Annotated in this window: 22 protein-coding genes; 16 read left to right on the top strand and 6 right to left on the bottom strand. The window is 46.7% G+C overall.

Going from position 1 to position 26,738, the window contains the following annotated elements:
- Window positions 1-156: 156 nt before the first annotated feature.
- Window positions 157-2,178, bottom strand: coding sequence for an excinuclease ABC subunit UvrB (gene uvrB / locus MD588_RS06090; protein WP_265696092.1), 2,022 nt, complete (start codon window positions 2,176-2,178; stop codon window positions 157-159).
- A 442-nt stretch (window positions 2,179-2,620) separates the two neighbouring features.
- Between uvrB and ushA the strand changes: the two genes are divergently transcribed.
- Complete coding sequence (gene ushA / locus MD588_RS06085) at window positions 2,621-4,360, top strand: bifunctional UDP-sugar hydrolase/5'-nucleotidase UshA (RefSeq protein WP_265696091.1); 1,740 nt, start codon at window positions 2,621-2,623, stop codon at window positions 4,358-4,360.
- Between the two features lie 634 nt (window positions 4,361-4,994).
- Here the strand turns inward: ushA and pepE are convergent.
- Both pepE and dcuC read right to left on the bottom strand, forming a co-directional pair.
- Window positions 4,995-5,732: a dipeptidase PepE gene (pepE, locus tag MD588_RS06080; RefSeq protein ID WP_265696089.1), complete on the bottom strand. Its 738-nt coding sequence runs from the start codon at window positions 5,730-5,732 to the stop codon at window positions 4,995-4,997.
- Between the two features lie 9 nt (window positions 5,733-5,741).
- Complete coding sequence (gene dcuC, locus MD588_RS06075) at window positions 5,742-7,121, bottom strand: C4-dicarboxylate transporter DcuC (RefSeq protein WP_265696088.1); 1,380 nt, start codon at window positions 7,119-7,121, stop codon at window positions 5,742-5,744.
- 452 nt (window positions 7,122-7,573) lie between these two features.
- Here dcuC and rsxA point away from each other — a divergent pair, with 452 nt between their 5' ends.
- The 8 genes from rsxA (at window position 7,574) to gloA (ending at window position 15,051) form a co-directional block, all read left to right on the top strand.
- On the top strand, window positions 7,574-8,155 hold the full coding sequence (rsxA, locus tag MD588_RS06070) for an electron transport complex subunit RsxA (RefSeq protein WP_265696087.1): 582 nt from the start codon (window positions 7,574-7,576) through the stop codon (window positions 8,153-8,155).
- Window position 8,156: 1 nt separating this feature from the next.
- Window positions 8,157-8,738, top strand: a complete 582-nt coding sequence (rsxB, locus tag MD588_RS06065; RefSeq protein WP_265696085.1) for an electron transport complex subunit RsxB — start codon at window positions 8,157-8,159, stop codon at window positions 8,736-8,738.
- 2 nt (window positions 8,739-8,740) lie between these two features.
- Window positions 8,741-11,368, top strand: a complete 2,628-nt coding sequence (gene rsxC / locus MD588_RS06060; protein ID WP_265696084.1) for an electron transport complex subunit RsxC — start codon at window positions 8,741-8,743, stop codon at window positions 11,366-11,368.
- A gap of 2 nt (window positions 11,369-11,370) precedes the next feature.
- A complete protein-coding gene (gene rsxD / locus MD588_RS06055) occupies window positions 11,371-12,420 on the top strand; it encodes an electron transport complex subunit RsxD (RefSeq protein WP_265696083.1) in 1,050 nt (349 codons plus the stop codon).
- Window positions 12,421-12,428: 8 nt separating this feature from the next.
- A complete protein-coding gene (gene rsxG / locus MD588_RS06050) occupies window positions 12,429-13,064 on the top strand; it encodes an electron transport complex subunit RsxG (protein ID WP_265696082.1) in 636 nt (211 codons plus the stop codon).
- Window positions 13,061-13,759 (top strand): electron transport complex subunit E, encoded by a 699-nt coding sequence (locus MD588_RS06045; RefSeq protein WP_265696081.1) that lies wholly within the window; start codon window positions 13,061-13,063, stop codon window positions 13,757-13,759. The genes rsxG and MD588_RS06045 overlap by 4 nt, the downstream gene beginning before the upstream one ends.
- Window positions 13,760-13,868: 109 nt before the next feature.
- On the top strand, window positions 13,869-14,510 hold the full coding sequence (gene nth / locus MD588_RS06040) for an endonuclease III (RefSeq protein WP_265696080.1): 642 nt from the start codon (window positions 13,869-13,871) through the stop codon (window positions 14,508-14,510).
- Between the two features lie 148 nt (window positions 14,511-14,658).
- Window positions 14,659-15,051, top strand: coding sequence for a lactoylglutathione lyase (gloA, locus tag MD588_RS06035; protein ID WP_265696078.1), 393 nt, complete (start codon window positions 14,659-14,661; stop codon window positions 15,049-15,051).
- Window positions 15,052-15,109: 58 nt separating this feature from the next.
- Here gloA and MD588_RS06030 read toward each other — a convergent pair whose 3' ends face one another.
- Window positions 15,110-15,442 carry a hypothetical protein gene (locus MD588_RS06030; RefSeq protein WP_265696077.1) on the bottom strand — a complete coding sequence of 111 codons (333 nt, stop codon included), beginning with the start codon at window positions 15,440-15,442 and terminating at the stop codon, window positions 15,110-15,112.
- 167 nt (window positions 15,443-15,609) lie between these two features.
- Here MD588_RS06030 and MD588_RS06025 point away from each other — a divergent pair, with 167 nt between their 5' ends.
- Together MD588_RS06025 and MD588_RS06020 are read left to right on the top strand one after the other, a co-directional pair.
- Complete coding sequence (locus tag MD588_RS06025; protein ID WP_265696076.1) at window positions 15,610-16,224, top strand: superoxide dismutase; 615 nt, start codon at window positions 15,610-15,612, stop codon at window positions 16,222-16,224.
- Window positions 16,225-16,233: 9 nt separating this feature from the next.
- Window positions 16,234-16,677: a DUF2753 domain-containing protein gene (locus tag MD588_RS06020; protein ID WP_265696073.1), complete on the top strand. Its 444-nt coding sequence runs from the start codon at window positions 16,234-16,236 to the stop codon at window positions 16,675-16,677.
- A gap of 92 nt (window positions 16,678-16,769) precedes the next feature.
- On the opposite strand, the gene motY is transcribed toward MD588_RS06020, so the two are convergent.
- Complete coding sequence (gene motY / locus MD588_RS06015; protein WP_407676545.1) at window positions 16,770-17,660, bottom strand: flagellar protein MotY; 891 nt, start codon at window positions 17,658-17,660, stop codon at window positions 16,770-16,772.
- Between the two features lie 138 nt (window positions 17,661-17,798).
- Between motY and rnt the strand changes: the two genes are divergently transcribed.
- The 3 genes from rnt (at window position 17,799) to MD588_RS06000 (ending at window position 22,856) form a co-directional block, all read left to right on the top strand.
- The gene (rnt, locus tag MD588_RS06010; protein WP_265696071.1) at window positions 17,799-18,470 is read left to right on the top strand and encodes a ribonuclease T; all 672 of its coding nucleotides are present in this window, start codon (window positions 17,799-17,801) and stop codon (window positions 18,468-18,470) included.
- A gap of 597 nt (window positions 18,471-19,067) precedes the next feature.
- Entirely contained in the window at window positions 19,068-20,336 is a 1,269-nt protein-coding gene (locus tag MD588_RS06005; RefSeq protein WP_265696069.1) for an outer membrane protein transport protein, read from the top strand.
- A gap of 51 nt (window positions 20,337-20,387) precedes the next feature.
- Window positions 20,388-22,856, top strand: a complete 2,469-nt coding sequence (locus tag MD588_RS06000) for a VolA/Pla-1 family phospholipase (RefSeq protein ID WP_265696067.1) — start codon at window positions 20,388-20,390, stop codon at window positions 22,854-22,856.
- A gap of 75 nt (window positions 22,857-22,931) precedes the next feature.
- Here the strand turns inward: MD588_RS06000 and MD588_RS05995 are convergent, their stop codons facing one another.
- On the bottom strand, window positions 22,932-23,537 hold the full coding sequence (locus MD588_RS05995; RefSeq protein ID WP_265696065.1) for a peroxiredoxin C: 606 nt from the start codon (window positions 23,535-23,537) through the stop codon (window positions 22,932-22,934).
- 380 nt (window positions 23,538-23,917) lie between these two features.
- On the opposite strand from MD588_RS05995, the gene MD588_RS05990 reads away from it, so the two are divergent.
- Together MD588_RS05990 and MD588_RS05985 are read left to right on the top strand one after the other, a co-directional pair.
- The gene (locus MD588_RS05990) at window positions 23,918-25,240 is read left to right on the top strand and encodes a Na+/H+ antiporter family protein (protein WP_265696063.1); all 1,323 of its coding nucleotides are present in this window, start codon (window positions 23,918-23,920) and stop codon (window positions 25,238-25,240) included.
- 174 nt (window positions 25,241-25,414) lie between these two features.
- Window positions 25,415-26,737 (top strand): response regulator, encoded by a 1,323-nt coding sequence (locus tag MD588_RS05985; RefSeq protein ID WP_265696060.1) that lies wholly within the window; start codon window positions 25,415-25,417, stop codon window positions 26,735-26,737.
- Window position 26,738 lies beyond the last annotated feature (1 nt).

Here is a 26,738-nt window from a genome sequence, read left to right as displayed (position 1 = left end):
GGTCCTGTGGTCCTGTGGTCCTGTGGTCCTGTGGTCCTGTGGTCCTGTGGTCCTGTGGTCCTGCAAGGCAGGGGGCTCCAAACTTAAGTCTCGAGCAAGCTTTTTCTTTACTCCCCCAGAACCTCAACTTCCTCCCATGGAAGCAGAACTTCCGCCTCAACTATTCACAATAAACTGTTCACGCATCGTATGGATCCTGTCACGTATTTCAGCCGCTTTCTCGAACTCAAGGTTCTGCGCTAAATCGTACATATCCGACTCCAGCTGCTGAATCTCACTCTCCAGCTGCTGCGGCGACATTGTCATGTATGTCCCTTTTTGCTCGGCAACCTTATGAAGTTGGGCTGCCTTGTTGGTCTTGCGTTTACCCGGTTGGCCTAATTCCAGAATATCTGACACGGCTTTATTCAATGCCTGTGGCACAATACCGCGTTTTTCATTATAGGCTTGCTGCTTTTCACGGCGTCGACTGGTTTCATTCATCGCCCGCTCCATTGATCCCGTGATCTTGTCAGCATATAAAATGGCACGCCCTTCCAGATTTCGAGCCGCCCGGCCAATTGTCTGGATCAGTGAACGTTCAGAACGTAAGAAACCTTCCTTATCCGCGTCCAAAATCGCGACCAAAGACACCTCCGGCATATCGAGGCCTTCTCGTAGCAGGTTGATCCCGACAAGAACATCAAATTCACCAAGACGTAAGTCGCGAATGATCTCAACTCGCTCCACTGTATCGATATCTGAATGCAGGTATCGCACTCTTACGCCATGCTCATCAAGATACTCGGTCAAGTCTTCGGCCATTCGCTTGGTTAGAGTGGTTACCAAAACTCGTTCACCTTTCGCTTCGCGAATACGAATTTCAGAGAGTAAGTCATCAACCTGAGTCGCCACCGGACGAACTTCGATCTGCGGATCAAGCAAGCCAGTTGGACGAACAACCTGCTCGGCAATTTCACCTCCGGATTGCTCGATCTCATACTTGCCGGGCGTTGCGGAAACATACAAGGTTTGCGGAGCCAGTGATTCAAATTCTTCAAATTTGAGAGGCCGATTATCCAACGCTGATGGTAATCGGAAACCATAGTCCACCAGATTTTCCTTACGCGAGCGGTCCCCTCGGTACATCGCCCCTATCTGCGATACTGTGACATGGGATTCATCAATGATTAGCAGACCATCTGCCGGCAAGTAATCAAACAATGTCGGAGGCGGCTCGCCCTCAGCACGGCCACTGAGATAACGGGAATAGTTTTCGATACCAGAACAGAAACCAAGTTCATTCATCATTTCGATATCAAATTGCGTTCGCTGCGAAATACGTTGCTCTTCAACTAACTTATTGTTTTCCATGAGCTGCTTCTTGCGAGCTTCAAGCTCAACCTTGATCTTTTCTACCGCTTCAAGAACACGTTCTCGCGGGGTCACATAGTGGGTTTTGGGATAGATAGTACATCGAGGTAAATCACGCTGGAGAACGGCCCCCGTCAGAGGGTCAAAAGCACTAATACAATCAACTTCATCATCAAACAGCTCGATACGTACGGCATCTTTCTCTGATTCAGCCGGAAAAATATCAATCACCTCCCCACGAACACGGAATGTCCCTCGCTCAAAGGCGACATCATTTCGGGTATATTGCAGTTCAGCCAAACGTCGCAGAATATCGCGCTGATCCAGCATATCGCCACGGCGCACATGCAACATCATTTTAAGGTAAGAGTCGGGATCACCAAGGCCATAAATCGCCGAAACCGAAGCAATAATGATAACGTCACGCCGCTCCATCAACGCCTTAGTCGCTGATAATCGCATCTGTTCAATATGCGCGTTTACTGACGCATCTTTCTCGATAAACGTATCGGTTGTCGGTACATAGGCTTCAGGCTGATAGTAGTCATAGTACGAAACAAAGTACTCGACAGCATTATCAGGGAAGAATTCCTTCATTTCCCCATACAATTGGGCTGCCAATGTTTTGTTAGGTGCCAAAATCAATGTCGGACGGTTGGCCTCGGCAATAACATTGGCAACAGTAAAGGTTTTACCCGATCCGGTTACCCCCAACAACGTTTGATGAGCAAGGCCGGCATCTAGCCCCTCCAACAACTGTTTGATAGCAGTCGGCTGATCGCCAGACGGAGAAAAGCGAGATGATAAATTGAACGTTTTGCTCATATACAAAATCCAGATAGGAAAACAAACGACTAAAAGACATTTTGCTACGGCTAATTACTATGTCAATAATTCTGGTTGCCTGGCTAACATTTCTCCTATAGATATATAGTGACTTGCCCACTAAATACCTCTTAACAATAAAACAAGCGAAGTCCCATTCGGATTTTGAATATTTACTCTAATTCAACCCCTATAGCTCACAGAAATGGAATAATCTCTTAATTTAATTGGCTATTTTTACTTTTTGCGTTGGTAATTTGATAAATCCTTTCTTATTGCAACAAGTTTACAAGATTCCAGTGATCTCTCGCACATTCAACATTTTATCGAATTGAGTGAAAGCTAATTTGCGCTAAGTTAAGCGCCATACGTATCTCCTGATAAGCCTGTCCATAACCGGATCGGGGGATGCTCTACACCTTAGGAAAAGGGATTCCCAAAAATGAATAATATCAATAAAAAAAGACTACTGAAGAGTACCATTAGCGCCGCTATCTTGGCTGCGTTGGTAGGCTGTAATTCAAGCGATAGCAATGATGCGAAGACAGATCCGGTTGACCCTGTTGAAACAGTCAAATTTACAGTGCTTCATACCAATGATAACCATGGCCGATTCTGGCACAACAAATATGGCGAGTATGGTATGGCTGCTCGTAAGACGCTGATCAATCAGCTTCGCGAGAAAGTTGAAGCCGATGGCGGTGAAGTACTACTGCTATCTGGTGGTGACATCAATACCGGTGTTCCTGCGTCAGATTTACAAGATGCCGTGCCAGACTTTATCGGTATGAACCACATTGAATATGATGCAATGGCTGTCGGTAACCACGAGTTTGATAACCCTCGTGACATTCTGGAGATGCAAAAGAATCTAGCCGAATTCCCAATGCTATCAGCCAATATTTACCTGAAGGACAAAAACGAGCGCCTTTTTGATGCATACAAAATTTTTGATGTTAATGGCCTGAAGGTTGCCGTTATCGGTTTAACCACTGAAGACACAGCGAAAATTGGTAACCCTGAATATACATCTGACTTAGAATTCCGCGATCCAAAAGCAGAAGCCAAAAAAGTTATTGCTGAGCTGGAAGCTTCTGAAAAGCCTGACATCATTTTGGCAACCACCCACATGGGTCATTACGAAAATGGTGTCTTCGGAAGTAACGCACCTGGTGATGTTGCCCTAGCAAATGCACTGGAGGCAGGTGCGCTAGATGCCATTATTGGTGGCCACTCGCAGAATCCAGTTTGTATGGAACCTGGTACGACTGATTACGCTGAGTTCACACCAGGTGACGAATGTACCCCTGACAAGCAAAATGGCACCTACATCATGCAAGCCCATGAGTGGGGCAAGTATGTAGGCCGAGCTGATTTTGAAGTGACAGGCGAAGAAGTTAAGCTAACAAACTACGAGCTGATCCCTGTTAACTTGAAAGAAAAAAATGAAGACGGCGAACGCGTCTTAATCGGCGAAGAAATCAAAAAAGACGAAGATCTATACGCCCTACTTGAGTACTACCAGAAGAAAGGCGAAGAAGCACTTAATGGTGTAATCGCAACTGGTAACGGTAAATTAGAAGGCGACCGCGCTGTTGTACGTTCTCAGCAAACCAACCTGGGTACGCTAATTGCTACAGCACACCATAGCAAAATTGCAAAAGCTTCCTTCGCTGTCATGAACTCGGGCGGTGTCCGTGATTCTATCAACAAAGATGGCATCGATAACTACGAAATCACCTACAATGACGTACTGCTTGTACAACCATTTGGCAATATGGTGACCAGCGTGACTATGCCGGGTGCAAACGTTGTTGAGTACCTAAATACTGTTGCAACCATGCAGGTGGGTTCTGGTGCCTATGCCCAATTTGCTGGCATTGATATGAGTGTCGACTGTGCAGCTAGTCAAGTAACCATCAATACTATTGGCGGCCAGGACTTTGACGAATCCGCAGAGTACACGTTTACTGTTCCAAGCTTCAATGCTGCAGGTGGTGACGGTTATCCAAAAGTCAACACAACTGAAAACGGATATGTCGATAGCGGTTTTGTTGATGCCGATGTTTTGAAAGGCTTCATTGAAGAGAAAGGACACATCAATGCAGCTGATTACACGCCTTCAGGTGTTGTTTACGTGAACAGTGCAAGTGCTAATGGCTGTCAAGTTGCTGCAGAGTAACATATAGCCCTCAATAGCGAAGCCCAGATAACCTTGTCTGGGCTTTTTTCTATCCCGAGCTAAGAAATCAAACTAAAAATAGATAATAAAAATGAAAACTAAGCATTGACCCTATTTTGACATAGGCGTATCATCACCGCCCACGAACAATCTTGCTTTTGTTCAGCACCGCTTAAGATATTCCTTCCCAAGAAGATAAAATTCCTTTCAATTATAATTTTTGAGAGTGATCATCCACAGCTTATCCAGTTTTGACTTAAATCAATTCACAAGCTCATGTGCTACTGTTTATCTCTAAAGTAATTATTCTAATTGATTCATATCTATTTGGCGTCATATTTCAATACCGCTATATAACAGCGATTTATCCTCCACACCTCAAACGCTCAAGTTTTAACCATCTCGCGATAGCTTTGTGTTAAATATGCGTTTCCAAACATCCATCAACATACTTATCCACAGTTTCCGTGGATAAGTCACCTAACCCCTTGCAATCGCTGGGCTGGCCAAAATCAAGTGATTTTTAACCGCAATATTAGAAATCAGTTTTGCATGCTAAATATTAATTCCACCCTAGCCACAATCAAAAACGGCAGACCGAAGTCTGCCGCTCTGTTGCGTCTGCCTGTTATATCTAGCAGCTATGCTCCATTAAAAACTGAATATCTTGCTGTGCTGAGTAATAAACAGGCTCTTTACCATAGCTAAATAACTTCAGCTCTTTGCCATTCGCACTGTGGTAACTCAGTTTTCCATCATGCAGGTGCAACCAAGTACCTTCAGGAATACCAATCACTGGCTCGTGTTTGTTTACTTCCAGAAACTCTTGAATACGTTCATCGCGGGTCTCACCATTATGACCTTCGACCTTTGCTTCTAAGTAATGTGGATTGATTTGGAATGGCACCAAATTCAATGAAGGCAATACAGCACCGGTAATAATTGGCATATCGTTGGTAGTACGGATAGTTGGGCACGTGATATTAGTTCCCGCACTCCAACCTATATAAGGAACACCACAATCAAACACAGCTTTGCGAATTGGGCCTACTAGACCTAAATCATGCAACGTCTTGTTCAATACCCAAGTATTACCACCACTTACCAAAATACCATCAGCTGCTTTCAAGGCCGCAACCGGGTCATCAGCCTGATGCAGACCTGTTACCTGGCAATCAAGGCCAAGCGAATCAAAAGTCTTCTGCACCATCGCCACACGCTCATCATGACTTGAACGAATAACCGCATACGGGATCAATACCCAGTTTTTTGCCCCCGTCCGCTTGACTTGCTCAATGATTGCTTCACTCGCAAAACCCATCACATGTTCATTGCCGGCAATTTTGCCGTTGCTTAACATTAAAATATCCATCTTAAATCCTTACGAGTATTTAATAACAGCCATCACCAATACCACCAGCATACTGCTAATCATTGGTACCGATGTTCGCTTAATCACATCAATTGGCGTGATATTCGCCATGCCAGACACGGTAATGATCACCCCGGCCACTGGCGACATAGTTCGACCTATACCAGCCGCAAACAAGATAGGCACTAGTGGTAGCAATGGATTTACACCAAAGTTGGTCGCAATTTGCGGAACGATTGGGATAAATGCCATGACTGGGGCATTACCAGAGCCAGTAATAAATGCAGTCAGCAAAATGAAACCAGAAAACACGATCACGATACCGCTTGGCCCCAAGTCAAACGATTTGGCGGTATCAATCAGTGCTGTTATCGCACCGATATTTTTTAAACCTGCAGAGAAAAATTCAGCTGCGATCATAAGCGTTAGAACACTGGCGAAAATCATGCCCGTCCCTTTTAGCCAGGCTTCAAAGTTATCGAAAGAGCGTTGAATAGAGCGGAAGCGGATTGCTTCTATCACCATACAAATAGTGATGGTCGACATCATCGCAATTGGGATCGTCATGGTGATCGACTCCATCACCATGCTTGAGAAACCAAACAAGAAAACAAATGGCAGCACCGGTAAAAGAGCATAGAAACCCGGAACCTTGTCATTCTCGTCATGCTGTTGCTCTAATGTTTCCAGATATTTTCCGCGGTCTTGAGTCGGATCGTATCCTTCTTTTTTATCGCAGTAACGTTGCCATGCAATATTTGCGAAAGGAATGATCGCCAGCAAGAGCACTTGGAAAATGGTCTGGTGATTAACCACGAAATCCATAATTTCAACATTGATAGCATTCGCACCAATTACAGCATTAATTTGCCCAGGTCCGTACTCCCACGCCGTAGGAATAACAATCGTGGCAACAGCTGTTTTGGCGCTAACACCGGCATTTCGCAGTACCGGGTACAAAGTCCCCATCAACAATAGAGACAGTGAAGTTGCGCCGGTTATAAACACATACATGATTGATACGAAGACGAGAACCAACGCCAGTAACACATACGGGCTTTTCACCGCCATGACCGGGCGAGAAGTTGAACGAACAAGCGCTTGCGAGGCACCAATATGATTGAGGTACGTTGAGACACCAGCAATAGAAACCAGTGTCAAACCAACCTTGCCTAGCCGGCTATTGGTTATTTCCGTGAAGCGTTGCCATAAATCAAAAAATAGCGCCCCATGTGTTTTACCATCGGCTAGTACGGGAGAAATATCGGTGAGTTGAGCGAAGGCAAGTAATAGCAAACCAGCCGTAATTAGCGTTGCTTGCGGGTTGAACTTTTTTAACATTGAGTAAGCGACGAGGCCAACCACAGCAAGAGTGAATATATATTCCATAAAATCAAAAATCTCCAAAAAATTACTCGGCAATACTGCCCAAGCATTAGTGAAATATTTTTGATTTTGCGCACAATGACCACATTAATAACCAAGCCAAACTTACTTATGCAACGAATATCACTAAAGCGCAGCGCATCAATAAAGGAATAGAAACAACACAATTACATTCAGAAACACCTAGCAACAAAAAGCAGCCACAATTGCCAAACATAAACTCAACAACGTTATTTGGTGCTTCAGGATTGAGCAAGCCGTACACCAAGCTTCAGTCAATAAATGCAAGTAATAATCGGCGTCTAAGACACCTAGCAGCACTTTCATTTACCTATATAGAGACAATAACTGATGGAAAAATCAGCAATCTTGAAAAACCCTGCAATAGAGGAGTTGTTATAGCTTGTGCAAAGGAAGATAATATGTAGATCTCTAGCAATTATAATTAAGATGGTATGACTGAATACCTACTACTACTCGTAGGTACAGTGTTGGTTAACAACTTTGTACTGGTAAAATTTTTAGGCCTGTGTCCGTTTATGGGCGTGTCTAAAAAACTGGAAACAGCAATTGGTATGGGTCTGGCAACAACGTTTGTACTGACTCTGGCCTCGGTGTGTGCTTACCTTGTTGAAGCATATATCCTCGTACCTCTTGGCATTCAATACTTAAGAACTCTCAGCTTCATACTTGTGATTGCTGTCGTGGTTCAATTTACCGAGATGGTGGTGCACAAAACCAGCCCGACTCTTTATCGTCTGCTGGGCATCTTCCTGCCTCTTATCACCACAAACTGTGCCGTTCTTGGTGTTGCGCTTCTCAATATTAATGAGCGCCATAACTTTATTGAATCGGTGATCTATGGCTTTGGTGCTGCTGTCGGATTTTCGTTGGTTCTGGTGCTGTTTGCCTCGATGCGTGAACGCATTGCCGCGGCCGATGTTCCCGAGCCTTTCAAGGGAGCGTCCATTGCAATGATCACCGCAGGCCTTATGTCTCTCGCCTTTATGGGCTTTACTGGATTGGTGAAACTGTAAAATGAGCGGAATTTTAATTGCAGTCATTGCAATCGCAATCCTAGCCGCGATTTTTGGCCTTGTTCTTGGCTTTGCCTCTATTCGCTTCAAAGTTGAAGCGGATCCAATTGTCGAACAAATTGATGCCATTTTGCCCCAAACGCAATGTGGCCAATGTGGTTACCCCGGCTGTCGTCCCTATGCTGAAGCTATCGCGAACGGCGATGATATCAATAAGTGCCCTCCTGGTGGTCAGGCGACCATTGAGAAACTGGCGGATCTAATGGGTGTTGAAGTTCAGGACTCAGCCCATGATGAAGAGAAACGCTTGAAAAAAGTCGCTTTCATTCATGAAGATATGTGTATCGGCTGTACCAAGTGTATTCAGGCCTGCCCTGTTGATGCCATTGTCGGCGGTACAAAAGCATTGCATACCGTTATCAAAGACGAATGCACCGGCTGTGACCTCTGCGTGGCACCTTGCCCGACCGACTGTATCGAAATGGTTCCGGTAGAAATGACACCGGAAAGCTGGCGATGGAATTTAGATCATATCCCTGTCGTTAACCTTCCAACAGATGCAAGAGCCAACAAGGTAGAGTAACCATGCTGTCTATAATCGAACAAATAAAACAAGGCCAGCTGTGGGACTTCCCGGGTGGTATCCACCCGCCTGAACAGAAAAAACTGTCCAGTCACTCTGAAATCGCCGAAGCCAAGATCCCGAGTGAACTCATACTGCCACTCAAACAACATATTGGTGCTGTCGGCGATGTGCAGGTTTCAGTCGGTGATAAAGTCAAAAAAGGCCAAATACTTACCCATGCCGATGTGCCTATGTGTGTCCCTGTACATGCTCCGACATCCGGTACCATCAAGGCGATTGAACCTCGTACAATTGCTCACCCATCAGGTCTAGCAGACCTTTGCATTATTCTGGAAACAGACGGGGAAGATCTGTGGAGCGAGAAAAATGCAGTTGCTGACTATCAAGAGGCCGATCCAGCTGATCTTATTGATCATATTCGCCTAAATGGGATATCCGGTATGGGTGGTGCAGGCTTCCCTACCGGACGAAAATTACAAAGCGGCTTAGGTAAAACTGAAATCCTTATTATCAATGCCGCGGAGTGTGAGCCTTATATCACCGCCGATGACCGTTTAATGCAGGACTTTGCCCATGAAGTGATTGAAGGAGTCCGCATCCTAAATCATATCCTCGCGCCTAAGCTAACTGTTATTGGTATTGAAGATAACAAGCCAGAAGCCATTGATGCTTTGCAACGCTGTGTCTCTGAACAAGACGGCATTATTATCCGTGCCATTCCCACCAAGTACCCATCAGGTGGTGAAAAGCAGTTAATAAAGGTACTAACAGGTAAAGAAGTTCCAGCCAACGGGATCCCTGCAGATATTGGCATTATGATGCACAATATCGGTACCACCCATGCAATCAAACGTGCTGTAATTGACGGTGAACCACTGATCCAGCGTGTAGTTACCGTAACCGGCAGAACGTTCAAACAACCAGGCAATACCTGGGCACTATTGGGAACGCCAGTTAATTTCCTACTAGAACGATTCGGTTATAAAGCGGATAAAAAGCTACCTCGCGTCATTATGGGGGGGCCTATGATGGGCTTTACCCTACCTCATTGTGATATTCCGATCACCAAAATTGCCAACTGTATTCTGGCTCCAACGCGTAAAGAGATTTCACCGACCAACCATGAAATGTCCTGCATTCGTTGTACGTCATGTGCTGAAGCCTGCCCAGTATCATTACTGCCGCAACAGCTACAGTGGTATGCCAAAGATCAAGACTATAGCAAATGCGAAGAGTACAACCTGTTTGACTGTATTGAATGCGGTGCTTGTGCCTATGTCTGCCCAAGCGAGATCCCGCTAGTTCAATACTACCGTCAGGCCAAAGCAGAAATTCGTAGCCGCAGACAAGACGAGATCAATGCAGAACGCGCCAAACAGCGCTTTGATGCGAAAAAAGCCCGTCTTGAGCGTGACAAAGCCGAGCGAGAAAACCGCTTCAAAAAAGCAGCCGACGATCGGCGCAAAGAAATGGCCTCATCTGCAGGTGGCGATGATGCCGTTGCTGCCGCTATCGCCCGCGTTAAAGCAAAACAAGCAGCCGCCAGTACAAGTGCCGATAAGAAGCCTGCCGTTGCCGCCGCAATAGCACGAGCGAAAGCAAAACAGGCTGCTGCCCAATCCGAAGCGTCAACTGATGCAGTGCCAGACAACTCAGAAATGGCCAAGCTTCGAGAAGAGCGTAAACGCCAGGCTCGTGAACGCAAAGCCGCCAAGCTAGCTGAAAACTCTGCAGAAACTTCAGAGCAAACGAGTTCAGGCGATGCGAAAAAAGATGCGGTTGCTGCAGCTATTGCCCGTGCCAAAGCCCGCAGGGCGGCACAACAGGCTGAACCTTCAACAGCTGAAAGCCAAGAAACTACAGACAAGCCAGCTGACGATCCAAAAAAGGCCGCCGTCGCTGCAGCAATTGCCCGTGCCAAAGCCCGCAAGGCAGCGCAGCAGGCTGGACCTTCAACAGCTGAAAGCCAAGAAACCACAGACAAGCCAGCTGACGATCCGAAAAAAGCCGCCGTCGCTGCAGCAATTGCCCGTGCCAAAGCCCGCAAGGCGGAACCAGCGGCAGCTGAAAGCCAAGAGGCCACAGACAAATCTGCTGACAATCCGAAAAAGGCCGCCGTCGCTGCAGCAATTGCCCGCGCCAAAGCCCGCAAGGCAGCACAGCAAACAGAAAAGGAACAGGAGCAATCTACGGAGCCTGTCGCTAAAGCGGATACCAAAGCGGTAACCGAAAAAGCCGTCGATCCGAAGAAAGCCGCTGTCGCCGCAGCCGTTGCCCGCGCTAAAGCCCGCAAGGCAGCACAGCAGGCAGAAAAGGAACAGGAGCAATCTGCGGAGCCAGTAGCTAAGACGGATACCGAAACGGTAACCGAAGAAGCCGTCGATCCGAAGAAAGCTGCTGTCGCCGCAGCCGTTGCCCGTGCAAAAGCCCGCAAGGCAGCACAACAGGCAGAAAAGGAACAGGAGCAATCTGAGGAGCCTGTAGCTAAAGAGGATACCGAAGCGGTAACCGAAGAAGCCGTCGATCCTAAGAAAGCCGCTGTCGCCGCAGCCGTTGCCCGTGCAAAGGCTCGCAAAGCTGCGCAACAAGCCGCAAAAGATGCACAACAGAATAACGAGGAAAACTAACCGTGGCTTTTAATATTGCCAGTTCACCCCATACACATAGCCGCCGTAGCACCAGCGACATAATGCGGACTGTGATTGTCTGCTCGACCCTGGGTATTGCCGCTCAGTGGTTCTTTTTTGGCTGGGGTGTTCTTATTCAGGTTCTGCTTGCCTCTGTTGTGGCTATCGCTTCAGAAGCAGCAATCCTAAAATTACGTCGCCGCCCGGCTCTCCCATATCTTCGCGATAACAGTGCCCTTCTTACCGGTGTTCTGCTAGGAATTTCTATACCGCCATTAGCCCCTTGGTGGATCACCGTAATTGGTGTGGTATTTGCGATTATCATTGCCAAGCACTTATACGGCGGCCTTGGGCAAAACCTGTTCAACCCGGCAATGGTTGCTTATGTTGTGTTGCTGATTTCATTCCCGGTACAGATGACGACCTGGCTTCCGCCATCATCACTGACGGCGGAACCAGTTTCGCTGCTCGACAGTCTATATGCTGTCTTTACCGGCTTTACTCAAGATGGCTTCAGTGTCCACCAGCTACGTATGTCGGTCGATGGCGTCACCATGGCCACTCCACTTGATACGCTAAAAACATCACTGACAACCGGCCATACCACAACAGAAACACTCACTAACCCTATCTTCGGTGTCATTGCCGGTGTCGGTTGGGAGTGGATAAACATCGGTTTCCTGCTTGGGGGGCTGGTGATGCTGAAAATGCGGATAATCCAGTGGCAGATCCCTGCAGGGATGCTCGGTTCGTTATTTGTTATTAGCACAGTCGCTTTCCTGTTCAATCCTGATGGCACCGCATCTCCGATCATCCACCTGTTTTCGGGCGCGACGATGCTCGGCGCATTTTTTATCGCGACCGATCCTGTTTCGGCATCAACTACCGTCAAAGGCCGCCTTATTTTTGGCGGGTTGATTGGCCTTTTAGTCTACCTTATCCGTACCTGGGGCGGATTCCCTGATGGGGTTGCATTCAGTGTCTTGCTGGCAAACATGTGTGTCCCACTCATTGACTACTACACACGCCCACGTACATACGGCCATTCATAGGAACAACCATGCTAAATGCAATGAAAAAAAATGGTGGTGTGCTGGCTGTATTCGCACTGTTGGCGACAAGCCTAGTTTCAGTCACCCACCTGCTAACTGAGAACAGGATCCAGGAACAGCAACAAAAAGAACTGCTCAAGGTACTTAACCAAGTTATCCCGGCAGAAAGCCATGATAACGAGCTATATAAAAGCTGTACGCTGATCACCAACGAACAGTATTTAGGTACACCTGCGGCAATGCCTGCCTATCTAGCAGAAAAAGAGGGCAAAATATCAGGTGTGGCTATTGAGGCGATTGCGCCTGACGGTTATAACGGGGCAATTAAACTTATAGTAGGCCTCGATACCACAGGGGTTGTGACCGGCGTACGCGTGCTCAGCCACAATGAAACTCCGGGGCTCGGTGATAAAGTTGAAACTCGGATCACCGACTGGATCTACAGCTTTACCGGCAAAAAGCTCCAAGGGGAGAAGGATGCCAGCTGGGCTGTACGTAAAGATGGCGGAAATTTCGACCAGTTTACTGGGGCTACGATCACCCCTCGGGCAGTAGTCGGAGCGGTAAAAAATGTATCGCTGTACTACCAGCGCCACCAGCAGGAACTGTTTAATCAACCTCTGAATTGTCAGGGCAACTCATGAGCATGAATAAAGAACTGATGAAAAATGGCCTGTGGAATAACAACCCAGCCATCGTCCAGCTACTGGGGCTATGCCCTCTACTAGCCGTATCGGCAACCGTCACCAATGCCCTTGGCCTTGGACTGGCAACGACTGCAGTCCTGGTCAGCTCCAATCTGATCATCTCTTTGGTTCGCCAGTGGGTTCCTTCGGAAGTACGTATTCCCGTTTTCGTGATGATCATTGCTGCACTGGTAACCTGTGTCCAGCTGCTGATGAATGCATTTACCTACGGATTGTATCAATCTCTGGGGATCTTTATTCCCTTGATTGTTACCAACTGTATTATCATTGGTCGTGCCGAATCCTTTGCTTCCAAAAACGATCCGATCCCTGCGGTATTGGACGGGTTATGGATGGGGCTAGGTATGACTTCTGCCCTTGTCGTACTGGGCGCAATGCGAGAAATCCTTGGTAACGGTACCCTGTTCGATGGAGCTGACCGTCTACTGGGCGAATGGGCAGCCTCGCTACGTATTGAATTATTTAGTTTCGACAGTAACTTCTTGCTGGCGATGTTACCGCCAGGCGCTTTCATTGGTGTCGGCTTCATCATCGCACTGAAAAACGTTATCGATAAGAAACGTGAACAGAAAATTGCTGATGCAGAATCCAAACCAGCTATTGAACGTGCTCGGGTGACATCGGCCAGTTAACAACAAAATAATAAGCAGCAGTTAGCTCGTCAATTAACAGGACGCTCAACCTGTTACCAGAGTGGCGGCTAACTGCGGTATCAGCCAAGAATTGCGTTAGGAAGTAAATATGAACAATGAAAAACGCGTTCAGATCCTTGAACGCCTACGGGCAGAAAATCCCCACCCGGAAACAGAGCTAAACTGGAGCTCGCCTTTCGAACTGCTCATCGCGGTACTGCTCTCGGCCCAGGCAACAGATGTCAGTGTCAATAAGGCTACCGATAAGCTCTACCCTGTTGCCAATACACCACAGGCAATATTCGACTTGGGTGTTGATGGGGTAAAAGAATATATCAAGACAATTGGCCTGTTTAACTCCAAAGCAGAAAACGTAATCAAGACCTGTAAAATCCTGCTGGAAAAACATGGTGGTGAAATTCCGGAAGACCGCGCAGCCCTGGAAGCCCTACCCGGCGTTGGCCGAAAAACCGCAAATGTTGTACTTAACACGGCATTTGGCTGGCCGACAATCGCCGTTGATACCCATATTTTCCGCGTATCCAACCGCACAAAGTTTGCTATGGGTAAAAACGTTGATCAGGTAGAAGAAAAACTGCTGAAAGTGGTGCCCAAGGAATTTAAGGTCGATGTCCACCACTGGCTGATCTTACATGGTCGCTATACCTGCGTTGCTCGCAAGCCCCGCTGTGGTAGCTGCATAATCGAGGATCTTTGCGAATTCAAAGAAAAAGTGTACCCAGACGAATAAAATACTATCCAAGGCCACCGACATCGGTGGCCTTTTTTGTGACCTAAACCACCAACAGGTTATTATCAAAACGATTATAAATGATAATTTTCAGTTCTAGATTAAGCGAGTTATTCTACCGTTAACCCCAACCTTACCTGGAGAGACTATGGCAAACGGACGCATCCTACATACCATGCTACGCGTGGGTGACCTTGATCGATCAATTCAATTCTATACCGACATTATGGGTATGCAGCTACTTCGCAAGCATGACAACGAAGCCTATAAATATACCCTGGCCTTTGTCGGCTACGGCGATGAATCCACAGGAGCGGTGATTGAGCTGACCTACAACTGGGGAACCACGGAATATGATATGGGTGATGCTTTTGGCCACATCGCCATTGGCGTTGAAGATATCTATGCCACCTGTGAAACAATTAAGGCCGCAGGTGGTAACGTGACCCGCGAACCGGGACCAGTCAAAGGCGGCTCGACTCATATTGCCTTCGTCACCGATCCTGATGGCTACAAAATTGAGCTAATACAACGTAATTAATTGAGCTACCCACAGATAAAAGCCCGTACTATCGGGCTTCTTATTTGGGCACCCATATCTATTCGACTTTACCAAAGTACTCAACAACCGTCGCGCGATACTCATTGTCTTTGTTCGGGTCGTTAAATTCAATTGAATAAAAAGGCATCACACTGTCTTGCAGCTTCTCAGCAATAAGCTGCTCCAAATTTTCGACACTCACAGTACTGGTGACCTCATAAGTATCAGCCCGGTTAAGTTCCATCTCATCAGCTTGAGCCTTGGTAATCTGCTTTGCTGCTACCTCACTGGCTAATTCTCTTTCAACTTGAGAAGCCTCGCTACTAACAATCGAATCATCTGCAAATGCAGAGCTAACACCAAACATTAATACCAATAAAATTCTATTCATTGCCACAGCCTTCTTTAGAGTAAACCTCGAGGTTCCTCTCTCAATTTAGATCTTCTAAGCAATAATTCAGTATCACAATTAAGACAACAGAGTAGCACTACAAAACCCATGGTTGATAATGATAATAATTCTCATTAGAATAAATAAAAAACCAAGAGAGTACGTTCATGCCATTCACATTACCTGAATTACCCTATTTCTATACCGCACTTGAACCTTATATTGACGCCAAAACAATGGAAATTCACTACAGTCGGCATCACAAAGCCTATTTCGACAAGTTTATGACTGCCATCATCAACACCGAACTAGAACAGCAATCCTTGCACGACATTTTTGCCTCAGTGTCTCAGCATTCCTCTGCGGTCAGAAACCACGGTGGTGGTTTCTTCAACCACAACCTTTACTGGCAATGCATGTCACCCAACGGCGGCGGGCAGCCTAGCGGTCTACTCGCAGAGGCCATAAACTGCCACTTTGGGAGTTTTGAGCACTTTAAAACCGCTTTTTCAGAGGCCGCAGCCAACCACTTCGGAGCGGGATTTACGTGGTTGTCGGTCAGTGACGGCCGCCTGGAAATAACAACCACCGCCAACCAGGACAACCCATTAATGGATGTCGTAGAGCATCGCGGTGAACCCATTCTGGCTCTTGATGTGTGGGAACATGCCTACTACCTCAGCTACCAAAATAAACGCCCCGATTACATCGAAGCCTGGTGGCATGTGGTCGACTGGCAGCAAGTAGAGTTACATTTCGTCGAGGCACTACAGCGACTGTAAGGAAAAATCATGGACGTATCACGCTGGGAACGACATACCTTGCTGGCAACAGAAGCAGAAGACAACAACAAACCGATGATGTCTGTTATTCATTACCAACTGGCTTTAGCTGAATCTCAACAGTTAGAGCCTGTGCGAGGTACCCGTGAGGAACTGGAGGACTTGCTGACAATAAAAGTGACTTCATGTCATAACCTTGCGGCTTTCTGGCGGCGGGCCGGTGATAATGAATATGAACTGAAATACTTACAACTCGCATCAGAGCAGATAATGACTTTGATCCCTCAATGCTCCCATAAAGAGTGTGATGCATTTATTGATACGCTGGGATGTTGCAAATCGGCTTTAATTGAGTTTTTAAAACGTCACCCCAACCCAACCGTTGCCCGTCAGGTCGAGCATATCAATGTCAGCAACCAGTGTGAACTCATCGCCAAGTTCCGATTACATTAGAGCCAGCTCAAGACTAAGAAGCGAGAGCCATGGCTCCCGCTTCTATCTATACTCAAACGGCCTCAAGATGATCGCTTTAACGATAACCCTACTTAAATAATTGTCCTACCAAGGGAGATAACCACCCGTCGGTTCTGGTTACGCCCGATTGGTGTTGAATTATCGGCAATTGGACGGCGCTTACCGTAGGCCTCTACCTGGATCCGATTTTTCGGCAGCCCCATCGCCATGAAATACTCTTCCAGTTTCTTCGCGCGACGCTCTGACAACGCCTGATTCACATTCTTCCCACCCGTTGAGTCGGTATAGGTTGCAACCAGCACCAAGTCGACATCATCACTATAGCGAACGAAATCTGAAATCTGGGACAAACGGTGACGTGATGCTTTATTCAGCTCGTCACTGTCTTGATCATAATGAAGGATTGTAAAGGCAATATCCTCGAAGCTATATGGCAACAAATTGTCCAAACACTGGCTAAATTGCTGATACGGAGCCTGGAAAGAAACCGCCGATAACCCGACTTCAATCAGCTTATTACGATGCTGCCAGTCCTGATAGCTAAACGTCGGATAGCGCCCGCTCTCAAGCTCGGTAAGCATGGTCCAGGCCATCTGTCCGCCGATATAACCATCAAACTGCTTGAAGAAAGTAATTTTGGTAATAGGCTCGGCAGCCTCGCCGGGCATCCAACGAGGGGGCATCGACACGAGGTTAACATTGCGGGTCTCCCCCATCGGGCGGCGCATCTTCAACTCAAAATCAAGATTAATTTTCTTGCTGGCCCGAGAGATAAACTGCGCTTCGCCATAATTAGGGATGGTATGGAGCATCCGGCACTCCAAGGGAGTATCAACCGCGACTTTCCAGCTTGATTGTGCTGGTGTGGCCACATATTGCTTACTGGCCATCGCCGAACTGCTTACCGTTGCAGCCATCAGCAACGACGCCGTCAAGCATAATGATGTTGTTGTTTTGCCCATAATCTTCTAACCAGCCCAATCGCGTTTGCTGACTATTGTATCGGATCCTGCAGAAAAATCTTTAGTCACCTAATTAAGGTTTAGCTCCAGTTATGAATCTGACATAATGCCCTCTTCATTTTTCTCAACCGCAGTGTTATGAGCCAAGATAACGAACTAAACACCTTAAAAAGTCGCTTTCGCGGCTACTTTCCCGTCGTCATTGATGTTGAAACAGCCGGCTTTAATGCCAAGACCGATGCCCTGCTCGAGATCTGTGCAGTCACCCTGCAGATGGATGAAGATGGCTGGTTGAAACCTGCCACCACGATCCATTTTCATGTTACGCCTTTTGAAGGGGCGGTGATTCACAAAGAAGCATTAGAATTTAACGGTATCCGCGACCCGTTTAGTCCGCTTCGAGGTGCTATTTCTGAAGAAACCGCACTGAAAGAAATCTACAAACAAATACGTAAAGAGCAAAAAGCCGCGGGCTGCTCACGCGCAATCATGGTTGCCCACAACGCTAACTTTGACCACAGCTTTGTAATGGCAGCTTCAGAACGCGCCAAACTAAAACGCAATCCTTTCCATCCGTTTGCAACTTTCGACACCGCGGCACTCAGTGGCTTGGCTTTCGGGCAAACCGTTCTGGCAAAGGCCTGTAGCACGGCAGGTATTCCGTTTGATAACAAAGAAGCCCATTCAGCCCTCTATGACACAGAAAGAACCGCTGAATTATTTTGCAAAATTGTTAACAAATGGAAAGAGTTAGGGGGGTGGCCTCTTTTTGAACCTCAAACCGAAGAAAGTGTAGAGTCTCAAAATTAAAACAATAACAACTCATCGGACCACCTTACAGCCCAGCACTGCTGGGCTTTTAGAGCTATGTTCCTAAACACCCAATTTATTTATTTTGTGAGATCGTTAACAAATGGAAAAATTGGGTAGCAAGCCGCTTTTTTTACCTCAAACAGAAAATATCAAAGTGTCTTAAAAATTAAACACGCAAAACTCATCAGACCTCCTATGAGCCCAGCACTGCCGGGCTTTTAGAACTATGTTTCTAAACGCCCATTTTATTTTAAACGTTCGTTTTAAACACGATTTAATTAAATAGCGTTCAATTGAGCATATGCAACAAAAACAATGTGTTACAACGGCTTAACATTTTTGTTTTTCATCCTTATACTGCGTATTGCTGTTTCATATTGTTTCAGATTGATTCTATGGAAGACTGCTCGCGCCTGCATAATCATCACGTGGTATAACCGCAAAAGTCACCATGCCTGAACAACATGCCTTGTTCTGAACGCGTTAAGCATAGAACCTGATTTCTCTGAACTTTAATGAAGCGGTATTACATTTAGATGTTTTTCCTTCATGGAATGAAGAACAAGAAGCAAAATCAGAGAGGCAAGAATAATAATGTCCAAAAAAATAACACTAACCGCCATTGCCGTTGCCGCCGCATTAATGTCAATTAATGCCAATGCAGCCGGCTATCAGGTAAACGAACATTCTGCGTCTGGCTTAGGTAGAGCGTTCGCCGGTGAAGCCGCAATTGCAGATAATGCATCCGTGCTTGCCCGTAACCCCGCTGCAATGACCCGTTTCAAAACAGCCGAGCTTTCTCTTGGGTTAAGCATTGTCGACCCATCTATTGATGTTAAAGACAATGACTTTAACAGTGAGAACAATGATATAGGTCAAACCGCAAAAGATGTTGCACCTCTAGCCTTCGTGCCAGCAGGTTACTACATTCATCCCATCAATGAGCGTTTCTCGGCCGGACTGGCACTGTTTTCCAGTTATGGTGTCGCAACCGAGTACCCAGCAGATTTTAACAACGGCTCTGCAGCCGGGATGACATCACTGATCACTTTTAATGTAAATCCGAACTTTGCTTATCGCATTAATGATCATTTCAGCATTGGTGGTGGCTTTAGCCTGGTTTACGGCGATGCCGAGTTGGAGCGTTATTATGGCTCATGGGCTAATGCTGGGGGCAACCCAAGCGACAAAACCATCAGGATGGAAGGGGATACTTTCGGCTGGGGCTGGAACCTTGGTGCCCTCTATGAAATCAATGAAGATCACCGTTTTGGTCTGAGCTACCGTTCACAGGTTGACCTGGATTTTGAAGGTGATTTTACTGACTACTCAGGCTCAATTACCGGAACACCAGGCTCAGTTAACGTAGTCACCGGTGAGCTCGATGTTGTCTTACCAGCTATTGCTGAATTTTCTGGCTATCACGCCCTTAATAAACAATGGGCTGTTCACTATAGTGTGCAGTGGATCCAGTACAGCAAGTTTGAAGAACTACGTGCGACCAGTAACGAGTGTAACCCAGGCTATGAAGGTAATGCGGGCGTTTGTCTACTGAAAGAAGAAGATTATGACGATAACTTCCGCTACTCAATTGGTGCGACCTACACGCTAAGCCCTGAGTGGACTCTTCGAGCCGGTTTTGCCTTCGATGAACAAGCGGGTAAATCAACCCTAAGTATTCCTGATACTGACCGTTACTGGTACTCGGCAGGGGCAACCTATACCCACAGCCAAGACATATCAATCGACCTTGGCTTTACCTATCTAGACGGTAAAGAAACCACCTTCGATGAAGATGGAAACTCTTTCACATCTTCTGGGGGTGCAATTATCAGCGCCGCACAAATCAATTACAAATTTTAAAACTTGGTAGCCCCTCGGGCATGCAACTGATTTGAAAGATAGGAATTTACTATGAAAAAGAATTTATTAGCAGTACTGATTGCATCAAGCATTGGTCTGTACGGTTGTGGTAACGAAAGCGAACTAACCGGTAACCCTACAATTGATCCTGGGATCGAGAAAAGTTTAAAAGCCGAGACAAAAATCAAGTTTGACCTGATTTCTGATCCAACTAATCCAGTTATTGTTTCACCAACGTTTCTTGCGATGGACTCAACAGACGGGACATTGAAATCTGACGGGGTCACCGGAGACGAAGGTTATAACGATATATCAGATCCAGCCGTTGCGATGGGTAAAACCGATGGTTGGAGTACAACCCAGCCCTTCATCATTGAATTCACGGGTAATGATCTGGATGAGAACACAGCTACTGACGGATTCTATTTAATAGAATCCAATGATCCGACAGCCGGAACACCGACAATCATCCCTAAACCATTAACCGCAGCTAACGGCGACTTTACGTTTAGCGTGTCAGGTACAACACTTACCGTTGTCCTGCTGAAGCCATTGAAGCCCGCCAGTAACTATATGTTTGCCATTACTGACGAGTTGAAAGATGTTAAAGGAAACAGTGTGGGGATGACTGGCTCTTATGCCACCTTGAAGGCGACAGCGAAGCCACCTTCAGACGCACTGATTCCAGCTCAGGTCGTTGTTCACGCAACAGAGAAAGAGCTCGACACGGCAGGGGTCGATGCTGACAGCATCATCTTCTCAAGTTGGTTTACTACCGCTTCTGTGGGCGACGTACTCTATGCAGCGAAATCAGCTACAGCATTAGCCTTGGCCAAAGGGGCTAATGATGTATGGAAAGGATCTGCCATCAGTGATTCTGTTACTGAAGAGCAACTAAGTTCGTTATTTACTCTGGTACCACCTGAAGCAGACGAAGACCAACCCAAGACGCTGGGTGGCAATAATATCTACACAGGTACCGTTAACTTACCTTACTTCCTGGAAGTTGCCCCAACCAAATTCTCTGTCACGCCATGGCAAAGTGGTATGCCGAGCTTGGCCAAAATTTCAGATGCTCTGTCTAATGGTAGCGATGCCGATAAAGCCACTATTGCGCAACAATTGGGCGCTTTGGGTATCACCACGGACGACCTTGCTGAAGTCTCGACTAACCCAGAAACCCAGGTGAAAGTGCTCTCGGCACTCACGGGAGCCACCCTTACCCTTGCCGACGGCTCTCAGTTAGACCCAGAGCGGACGATTACCCGTTACAGCCCGGTACCGAAATTAAAATCCGTTCAAGAAGTTGAGTACACGCTGATTTTACCATCGGCTGCGAAGTGTGCAGCACCAAACAGCAATACGGTTTCAATCTACCAGCATGGTATTACCAGCTCCAAAGAGTCAATTAAGGTAACAACCCTTGCTGATCAAATCATTGGTACAGAGTGCCATGCTGTATTTGCGATTGATCACCCTCTGCACGGTACTCGCGGCATTGAGGGAGTCGGCAGCGCAACAGGGGATGATGGCAGACCTGAAATGTACCTGAACCTATCGGCCCTGCCTGTGGCGAGGGATAACCTCCGCCAAAGTGCAATTGACCTGGTCAACCTTCGCGTTGGTATCGGTAAAGTGTTTGCAACTCTTGCCTCACAAGACCCAGCAGCCATTGGTCAACTGGGTAAACTCATGACACTGAAACCAAGTGAAGGCGTTGGCTTTGTCGGCCACTCTTTAGGTGCAATGACCGGGGTTAACCTAGGTTATCTTGCCAATAAATCGGTAGGTGATACTCAGGCTGATATGGCGTTCTTTAATATCAATAAATTTGGCCTCGCAAACCCTGGTGCCGGTATTCCATATCTACTGTTGGAATCTGAAAGCTTTGGTGACTTCGTGAAAAGTGGCGTTATTGGTGGCTACACAGATGAAGAGGATGCACCACTCAAAATCGGGGATCTATTCCGTTCTTATTGCAAGGACAACGCAATAGCCAATCCTGCGGCATGTTATATCAGCTATGAAGATAGCCTGATTGATGCAGGTGATCCGCTATCAACCGCGCAGTTAAAAGCAACGTACGATTTATTCTCTCAGTTTGCTTACGCCGCGCAAAGTGTTCTCGATACTGTTGATCCGATTAACCACTCAACACTGGTTAATACAACGCTTCCTGTATATCTAGCTCAGGTGAAAGGCGATAAGACAATCCCGAATCAATTAATCCCGGGGGCAACCGTTGAAGGCACAGAGATTGCTAAACCATACTCTCCATTTGGCGGCACGCTACCGCTGCTGAAGACAATGAGCCTGGCGCCAGTCACTGAAGATGTATCTGGTGTCACAGTTCGAAATGCGGTTCTGTTTAATGAAGGCGAGCATAGCTCATTGCTGGATCCAACTGAAAGCCTGCCTGTCACTGCTGAAATGCAAACACAGATCCCTTCACTGCTAAATAGTGATGGTACAACTTTGGCGGTGGACAATAGCCAAAATATTATCGATGCTAGACCATAAGTTAAACACCATGCCTTAAAGAAAAAGGCTAGCCTCGCGGCTAGCCTTTCTTTTATCTAACACTTTATGAATTAATTATAAATCATTGGTATGCTCAGACAGATACTTAGCCACTCCTTCTGGTGAGGCATCCATCCCCTCTTTACCTTTTTCCCACTGCGCCGGGCACACTTCACCGTTCTTTTCATGGAACTGCAGCGCGTCGACCATTCGTAGCATCTCATCGATATTACGGCCCAGCGGCAGATCGTTGACCACCTGATGGCGAACCATCCCTTCTTTGTCAATCAGGAACGAACCACGGAATGCCACCCCCGCTTCGGGGTGCTCAACATCATAGGCCTGGCAGATTTCATGTTTGGTATCAGCAACTAACGGATACTTAACCGGGCCAATACCGCCATCTTCAACCGCCGTATTACGCCATGCGTTATGAGAGAACTGAGAATCGATAGAGACACCGATCACTTCCACCCCTTTAGCCTGGAAGTCAGCAAAACGCTTGTCAAAAGCAATCAGTTCGGATGGACAAACGAAAGTAAAATCTAACGGGTAGAAGAAAATAACTGCCGCCTTCCCCTGAATTTGCTGCTTCAAATTAAACTGTTCAACAATTTCACCATTACCAAGCACTGCCGCAGCAGTAAAATCTGGGGCCGGACGACCTACTAGTACACTCATAACAAACTCCATTTAGTGAATATCAGGCTAAACGACATCTATCCTGACATAGGGCATGATATTGCGTTCGATGATTAGCGCTAACATATTGTTATCGCTAACGGTTATTCATAGCGTTCATTGCAAAAACAGTATAGACACGGCTCAGTGACAAGGCTGAGACATCGAACAGAAAAAAGAAAATACCCTTCCGACATCATTTTTTTCTCGACATGTCGTAAAATTTCAGGAAACTGAATGTTTTTGAGCAAAGCAGCCAAAAACCATAATAAACTTCACATATATGCAAAATACCAGGCTGAACGATTGGATGGTTATTCAGTAGTCATGAATAAGACAGTTATTCAATATGGTATAAACAACGGATGGATCTTAGTTTTATGAACCCAGTAGTAATTTCGGTATGCGTCATGCTTGTCCTAGCTTTAATGCGGGTCAATGTCGTGGTTGCGCTTACCTTCAGTGCCATTTTAGGTGGCCTTATAGGCGGGATGCCTCTAGCTGAAACCGTATCCGCTTTTGAAAGCGGTTTAGGCGGCGGTGCAACAACGGCGCTAAGCTATGCAATGCTTGGTACTTTTGCTGTCGCAATTTCTCGTTCGGGCATCACCGATGTCCTGGCGCAAAAAGTAATCAAACGTATCAGCGGCCATGAAAATGCGGCGGCTGCGACCGGTGTGAAATATTCCGTTCTAACCATTTTAGTGCTTCTTGCCATCTCTTCTCAGAACGCCATTCCGGTTCATATCGCGTTTATTCCGATCGTGATCCCACCGCTACTGCATGTATTTGCCAAGCTAAAGCTGGATCGTCGCCTGATTGCCTGTGTCCTGACATTTGGTCTGGTAACACCTTATATGGTGCTACCGGTCGGTTTTGGCGGTATTTTCCTCAACAATATCTTGCTGAAAAACTTACATGACAATGGCCTGGATGTAACTGCAGGTCAGGTTCCTTATGCCATGATGCTGCCGGCCATGGGCATGATTTTCGGTCTGCTGGTTGCGACCTTCTTTAGCTACCGTAAACCGCGTGAGTATTCAGAAGAGAAGATACTGGCGACTGAACCGGAACATGCCGAGATCGATATGCAGCATGTCTACATTGCTGTTGGGGCAATTATCGCCGCTCTAGGTGCTCAGCTATACAGCGGCTCGATGATCATCGGTGGCCTGATCGGCTTCATGGTGTTCACATTTGGTGGTGTGATTAAGTGGAAAGAGACCCATGATGTGTTCACCAAAGGTGTTCATATGATGGCTATGATTGGCTTTATTATGATTGCAGCGGCTGGATTTGCCTCTGTAATGAAAGCAACCGGTGGTGTTGAAACGCTAGTTAGCTCATTGGCTGATGTCATTGGCGATAACAAACCGCTAGCAGCACTGCTAATGCTGGTTGTTGGCCTGCTGGTAACAATGGGCATTGGTTCATCGTTCTCGACAATTCCAATTCTGGCTACTATTTATGTACCGCTATGTTTAACCTTCGGCTTTTCACCACTGGCGACTGTCGCGCTGGTAGGCACGGCAGCTGCCCTGGGTGATGCAGGCTCTCCGGCCTCGGACTCAACACTTGGTCCGACAGCGGGTCTGAATGCTGACGGCCAGCACGAGCACGTGTGGGAGACCGTGGTACCAACCTTTATTCACTACAACCTGCCTCTGATTGCCTTTGGCTGGTTAGCATCAATGATGCTGTAGTTTTCCCTATAACTACAACTCGATATTAAAAAAGGTCGCTAATGCGGCCTTTTTTTCTATTTAATGGCAGTTACATCCACTAATGCCACCTTGCGCATAAAAATATTGTAAACAATCTCCACATACTATATTAGATTCATATGGATACGGATTTCTGCATGATAGGGCTTCTATATGGAAATACTTGCTCAATCGACTTACCTGATCATCGACGACAGCAATATTATTCAAAGTGCCACCCGGGCTTTATTGATCAAGCTCGGCGTCCCCATGAATAATATTATCAGTACCGCCAGTGCCAAAGGCGCGATTGCGGCATGCAACCAACGTAAGTTCGACATTCTACTTATCGACCATAACCTGGGCAGCGGAAGTACCGGGCTGCATTTACTGGAATTTTTGCGCTATAAAGAGGTGCTCAAGCAGCAGGCGCTGGTTTTTATCGTTACTGGGAATGACAGCCAAGATGTATTTTTGGGTTACTCCCAACTAGAACCCGACGGTTACCTCATCAAGCCTATTCGCTCGGACGACATTATCAAACGCGTTTCCTCAGGTCTGTTACGACGCGAGTATTGCCAGAACCTTGAACAGGCTTTCAACAGAAATGGACTCGCTGAAGTCAAACCACTCTTTACCACTGCTCCCGATACCATCGCACTAAAAAGCGGTATTCTTCATATCGCCAACCTGCTGTGTAAAAACCAGCAGTTTGATGAGGCTCAGGCGATGTTAGCCGGATTGCTGCAACTACATAACCATCTACCAGCAAGAATAAAACAAACCGAAATTTTGCTCGAAAAAAAGCAGCATCAGGCTGCACGAGAACACATCAACTCACTGATTGAGCAAAATAAATCTAATGTCCGCTTACTAAATATCAAAACCGAAATCTGTATTGAAGCAGAACGATGGGCTGACGCAGAAGAAACCATTCAACGAGCCTTACAATTACATTCCAGTAGCATTGAACAGACATTGAATATGGCCTGGCTTCATATTGCATGCGGTGATTTAAACAAAGCTGTCCCTTACCTCTTGCAGGTGGCTCATCTGCTTCCCTATTCCATGTGGGACAACTCCGGCCGACGCGGGTTATCTATCTATGCCGATATGCAAGGCATAGATAACGACAAGCTTCCCGGCTGGCGTGCCGACGCCGCTTGGTACCGAGTGAGCAAAGGTAATCAAAGTAACTTAACGTCAAAGGCGACTCAAAAAGCGATTCAAGCGCTACGCCTAATAGAACTTGGTAAGTCCAAGGAGGCTGCAGATCTGTTAAGCCAGATACTTGAAAATGAAATCACTGACTTTGAAACCGGCTATCTAATCTGCCTAGCCCATCGTGAACTCGGACAGCACAGCGAAATCCCCAGAATAAAACAGCAACTGAACAACTGCTATACGCCGACAACACGATCACTGTCTCGATTACAGAGTATTGCTCTAAATGAACTCGAGAGGGCCAATGCACCTTCTCAGGCTGTAACTGGCTAAC

The organism is Photobacterium obscurum (assembly GCF_026191635.1).
Classification (GTDB): Bacteria; Pseudomonadota; Gammaproteobacteria; order Enterobacterales; family Vibrionaceae; genus Photobacterium; species Photobacterium obscurum.
Note: the sequence above shows the minus strand (reverse complement) of the source record. Positions and strands in the feature narration are given on the sequence as shown.

Bases quoted from the DNA above. Each gene is read 5' to 3' on its own strand.
- rsxA (WP_265696087.1), top strand. From the start codon at position 7,574: ATGACTGAATACCTACTACTACTCGTAGGTACAGTGTTGGTTAACAAC.
- ushA (WP_265696091.1), top strand. From the start codon at position 2,621: ATGAATAATATCAATAAAAAAAGACTACTGAAGAGTACCATTAGCGCC.
- rsxC (WP_265696084.1), top strand. From the start codon at position 8,741: ATGCTGTCTATAATCGAACAAATAAAACAAGGCCAGCTGTGGGACTTC.
- MD588_RS05995 (WP_265696065.1), bottom strand. From the start codon at position 23,537: ATGAGTGTACTAGTAGGTCGTCCGGCCCCAGATTTTACTGCTGCGGCA.
- dcuC (WP_265696088.1), bottom strand. From the start codon at position 7,121: ATGGAATATATATTCACTCTTGCTGTGGTTGGCCTCGTCGCTTACTCA.
- MD588_RS06030 (WP_265696077.1), bottom strand. From the start codon at position 15,442: ATGAATAGAATTTTATTGGTATTAATGTTTGGTGTTAGCTCTGCATTT.
- nth (WP_265696080.1), top strand. From the start codon at position 13,869: ATGAACAATGAAAAACGCGTTCAGATCCTTGAACGCCTACGGGCAGAA.
- rsxB (WP_265696085.1), top strand. From the start codon at position 8,157: ATGAGCGGAATTTTAATTGCAGTCATTGCAATCGCAATCCTAGCCGCG.
- MD588_RS06000 (WP_265696067.1), top strand. From the start codon at position 20,388: ATGAAAAAGAATTTATTAGCAGTACTGATTGCATCAAGCATTGGTCTG.
- MD588_RS06005 (WP_265696069.1), top strand. From the start codon at position 19,068: ATGTCCAAAAAAATAACACTAACCGCCATTGCCGTTGCCGCCGCATTA.
- gloA (WP_265696078.1), top strand. From the start codon at position 14,659: ATGGCAAACGGACGCATCCTACATACCATGCTACGCGTGGGTGACCTT.
- rsxG (WP_265696082.1), top strand. From the start codon at position 12,429: ATGCTAAATGCAATGAAAAAAAATGGTGGTGTGCTGGCTGTATTCGCA.
- MD588_RS06045 (WP_265696081.1), top strand. From the start codon at position 13,061: ATGAGCATGAATAAAGAACTGATGAAAAATGGCCTGTGGAATAACAAC.
- pepE (WP_265696089.1), bottom strand. From the start codon at position 5,732: ATGGATATTTTAATGTTAAGCAACGGCAAAATTGCCGGCAATGAACAT.
- uvrB (WP_265696092.1), bottom strand. From the start codon at position 2,178: ATGAGCAAAACGTTCAATTTATCATCTCGCTTTTCTCCGTCTGGCGAT.
- MD588_RS06025 (WP_265696076.1), top strand. From the start codon at position 15,610: ATGCCATTCACATTACCTGAATTACCCTATTTCTATACCGCACTTGAA.
- motY (WP_407676545.1), bottom strand. From the start codon at position 17,660: ATGGGCAAAACAACAACATCATTATGCTTGACGGCGTCGTTGCTGATG.
- rnt (WP_265696071.1), top strand. From the start codon at position 17,799: ATGAGCCAAGATAACGAACTAAACACCTTAAAAAGTCGCTTTCGCGGC.
- MD588_RS05985 (WP_265696060.1), top strand. From the start codon at position 25,415: ATGGAAATACTTGCTCAATCGACTTACCTGATCATCGACGACAGCAAT.
- MD588_RS05990 (WP_265696063.1), top strand. From the start codon at position 23,918: ATGAACCCAGTAGTAATTTCGGTATGCGTCATGCTTGTCCTAGCTTTA.
- MD588_RS06020 (WP_265696073.1), top strand. From the start codon at position 16,234: ATGGACGTATCACGCTGGGAACGACATACCTTGCTGGCAACAGAAGCA.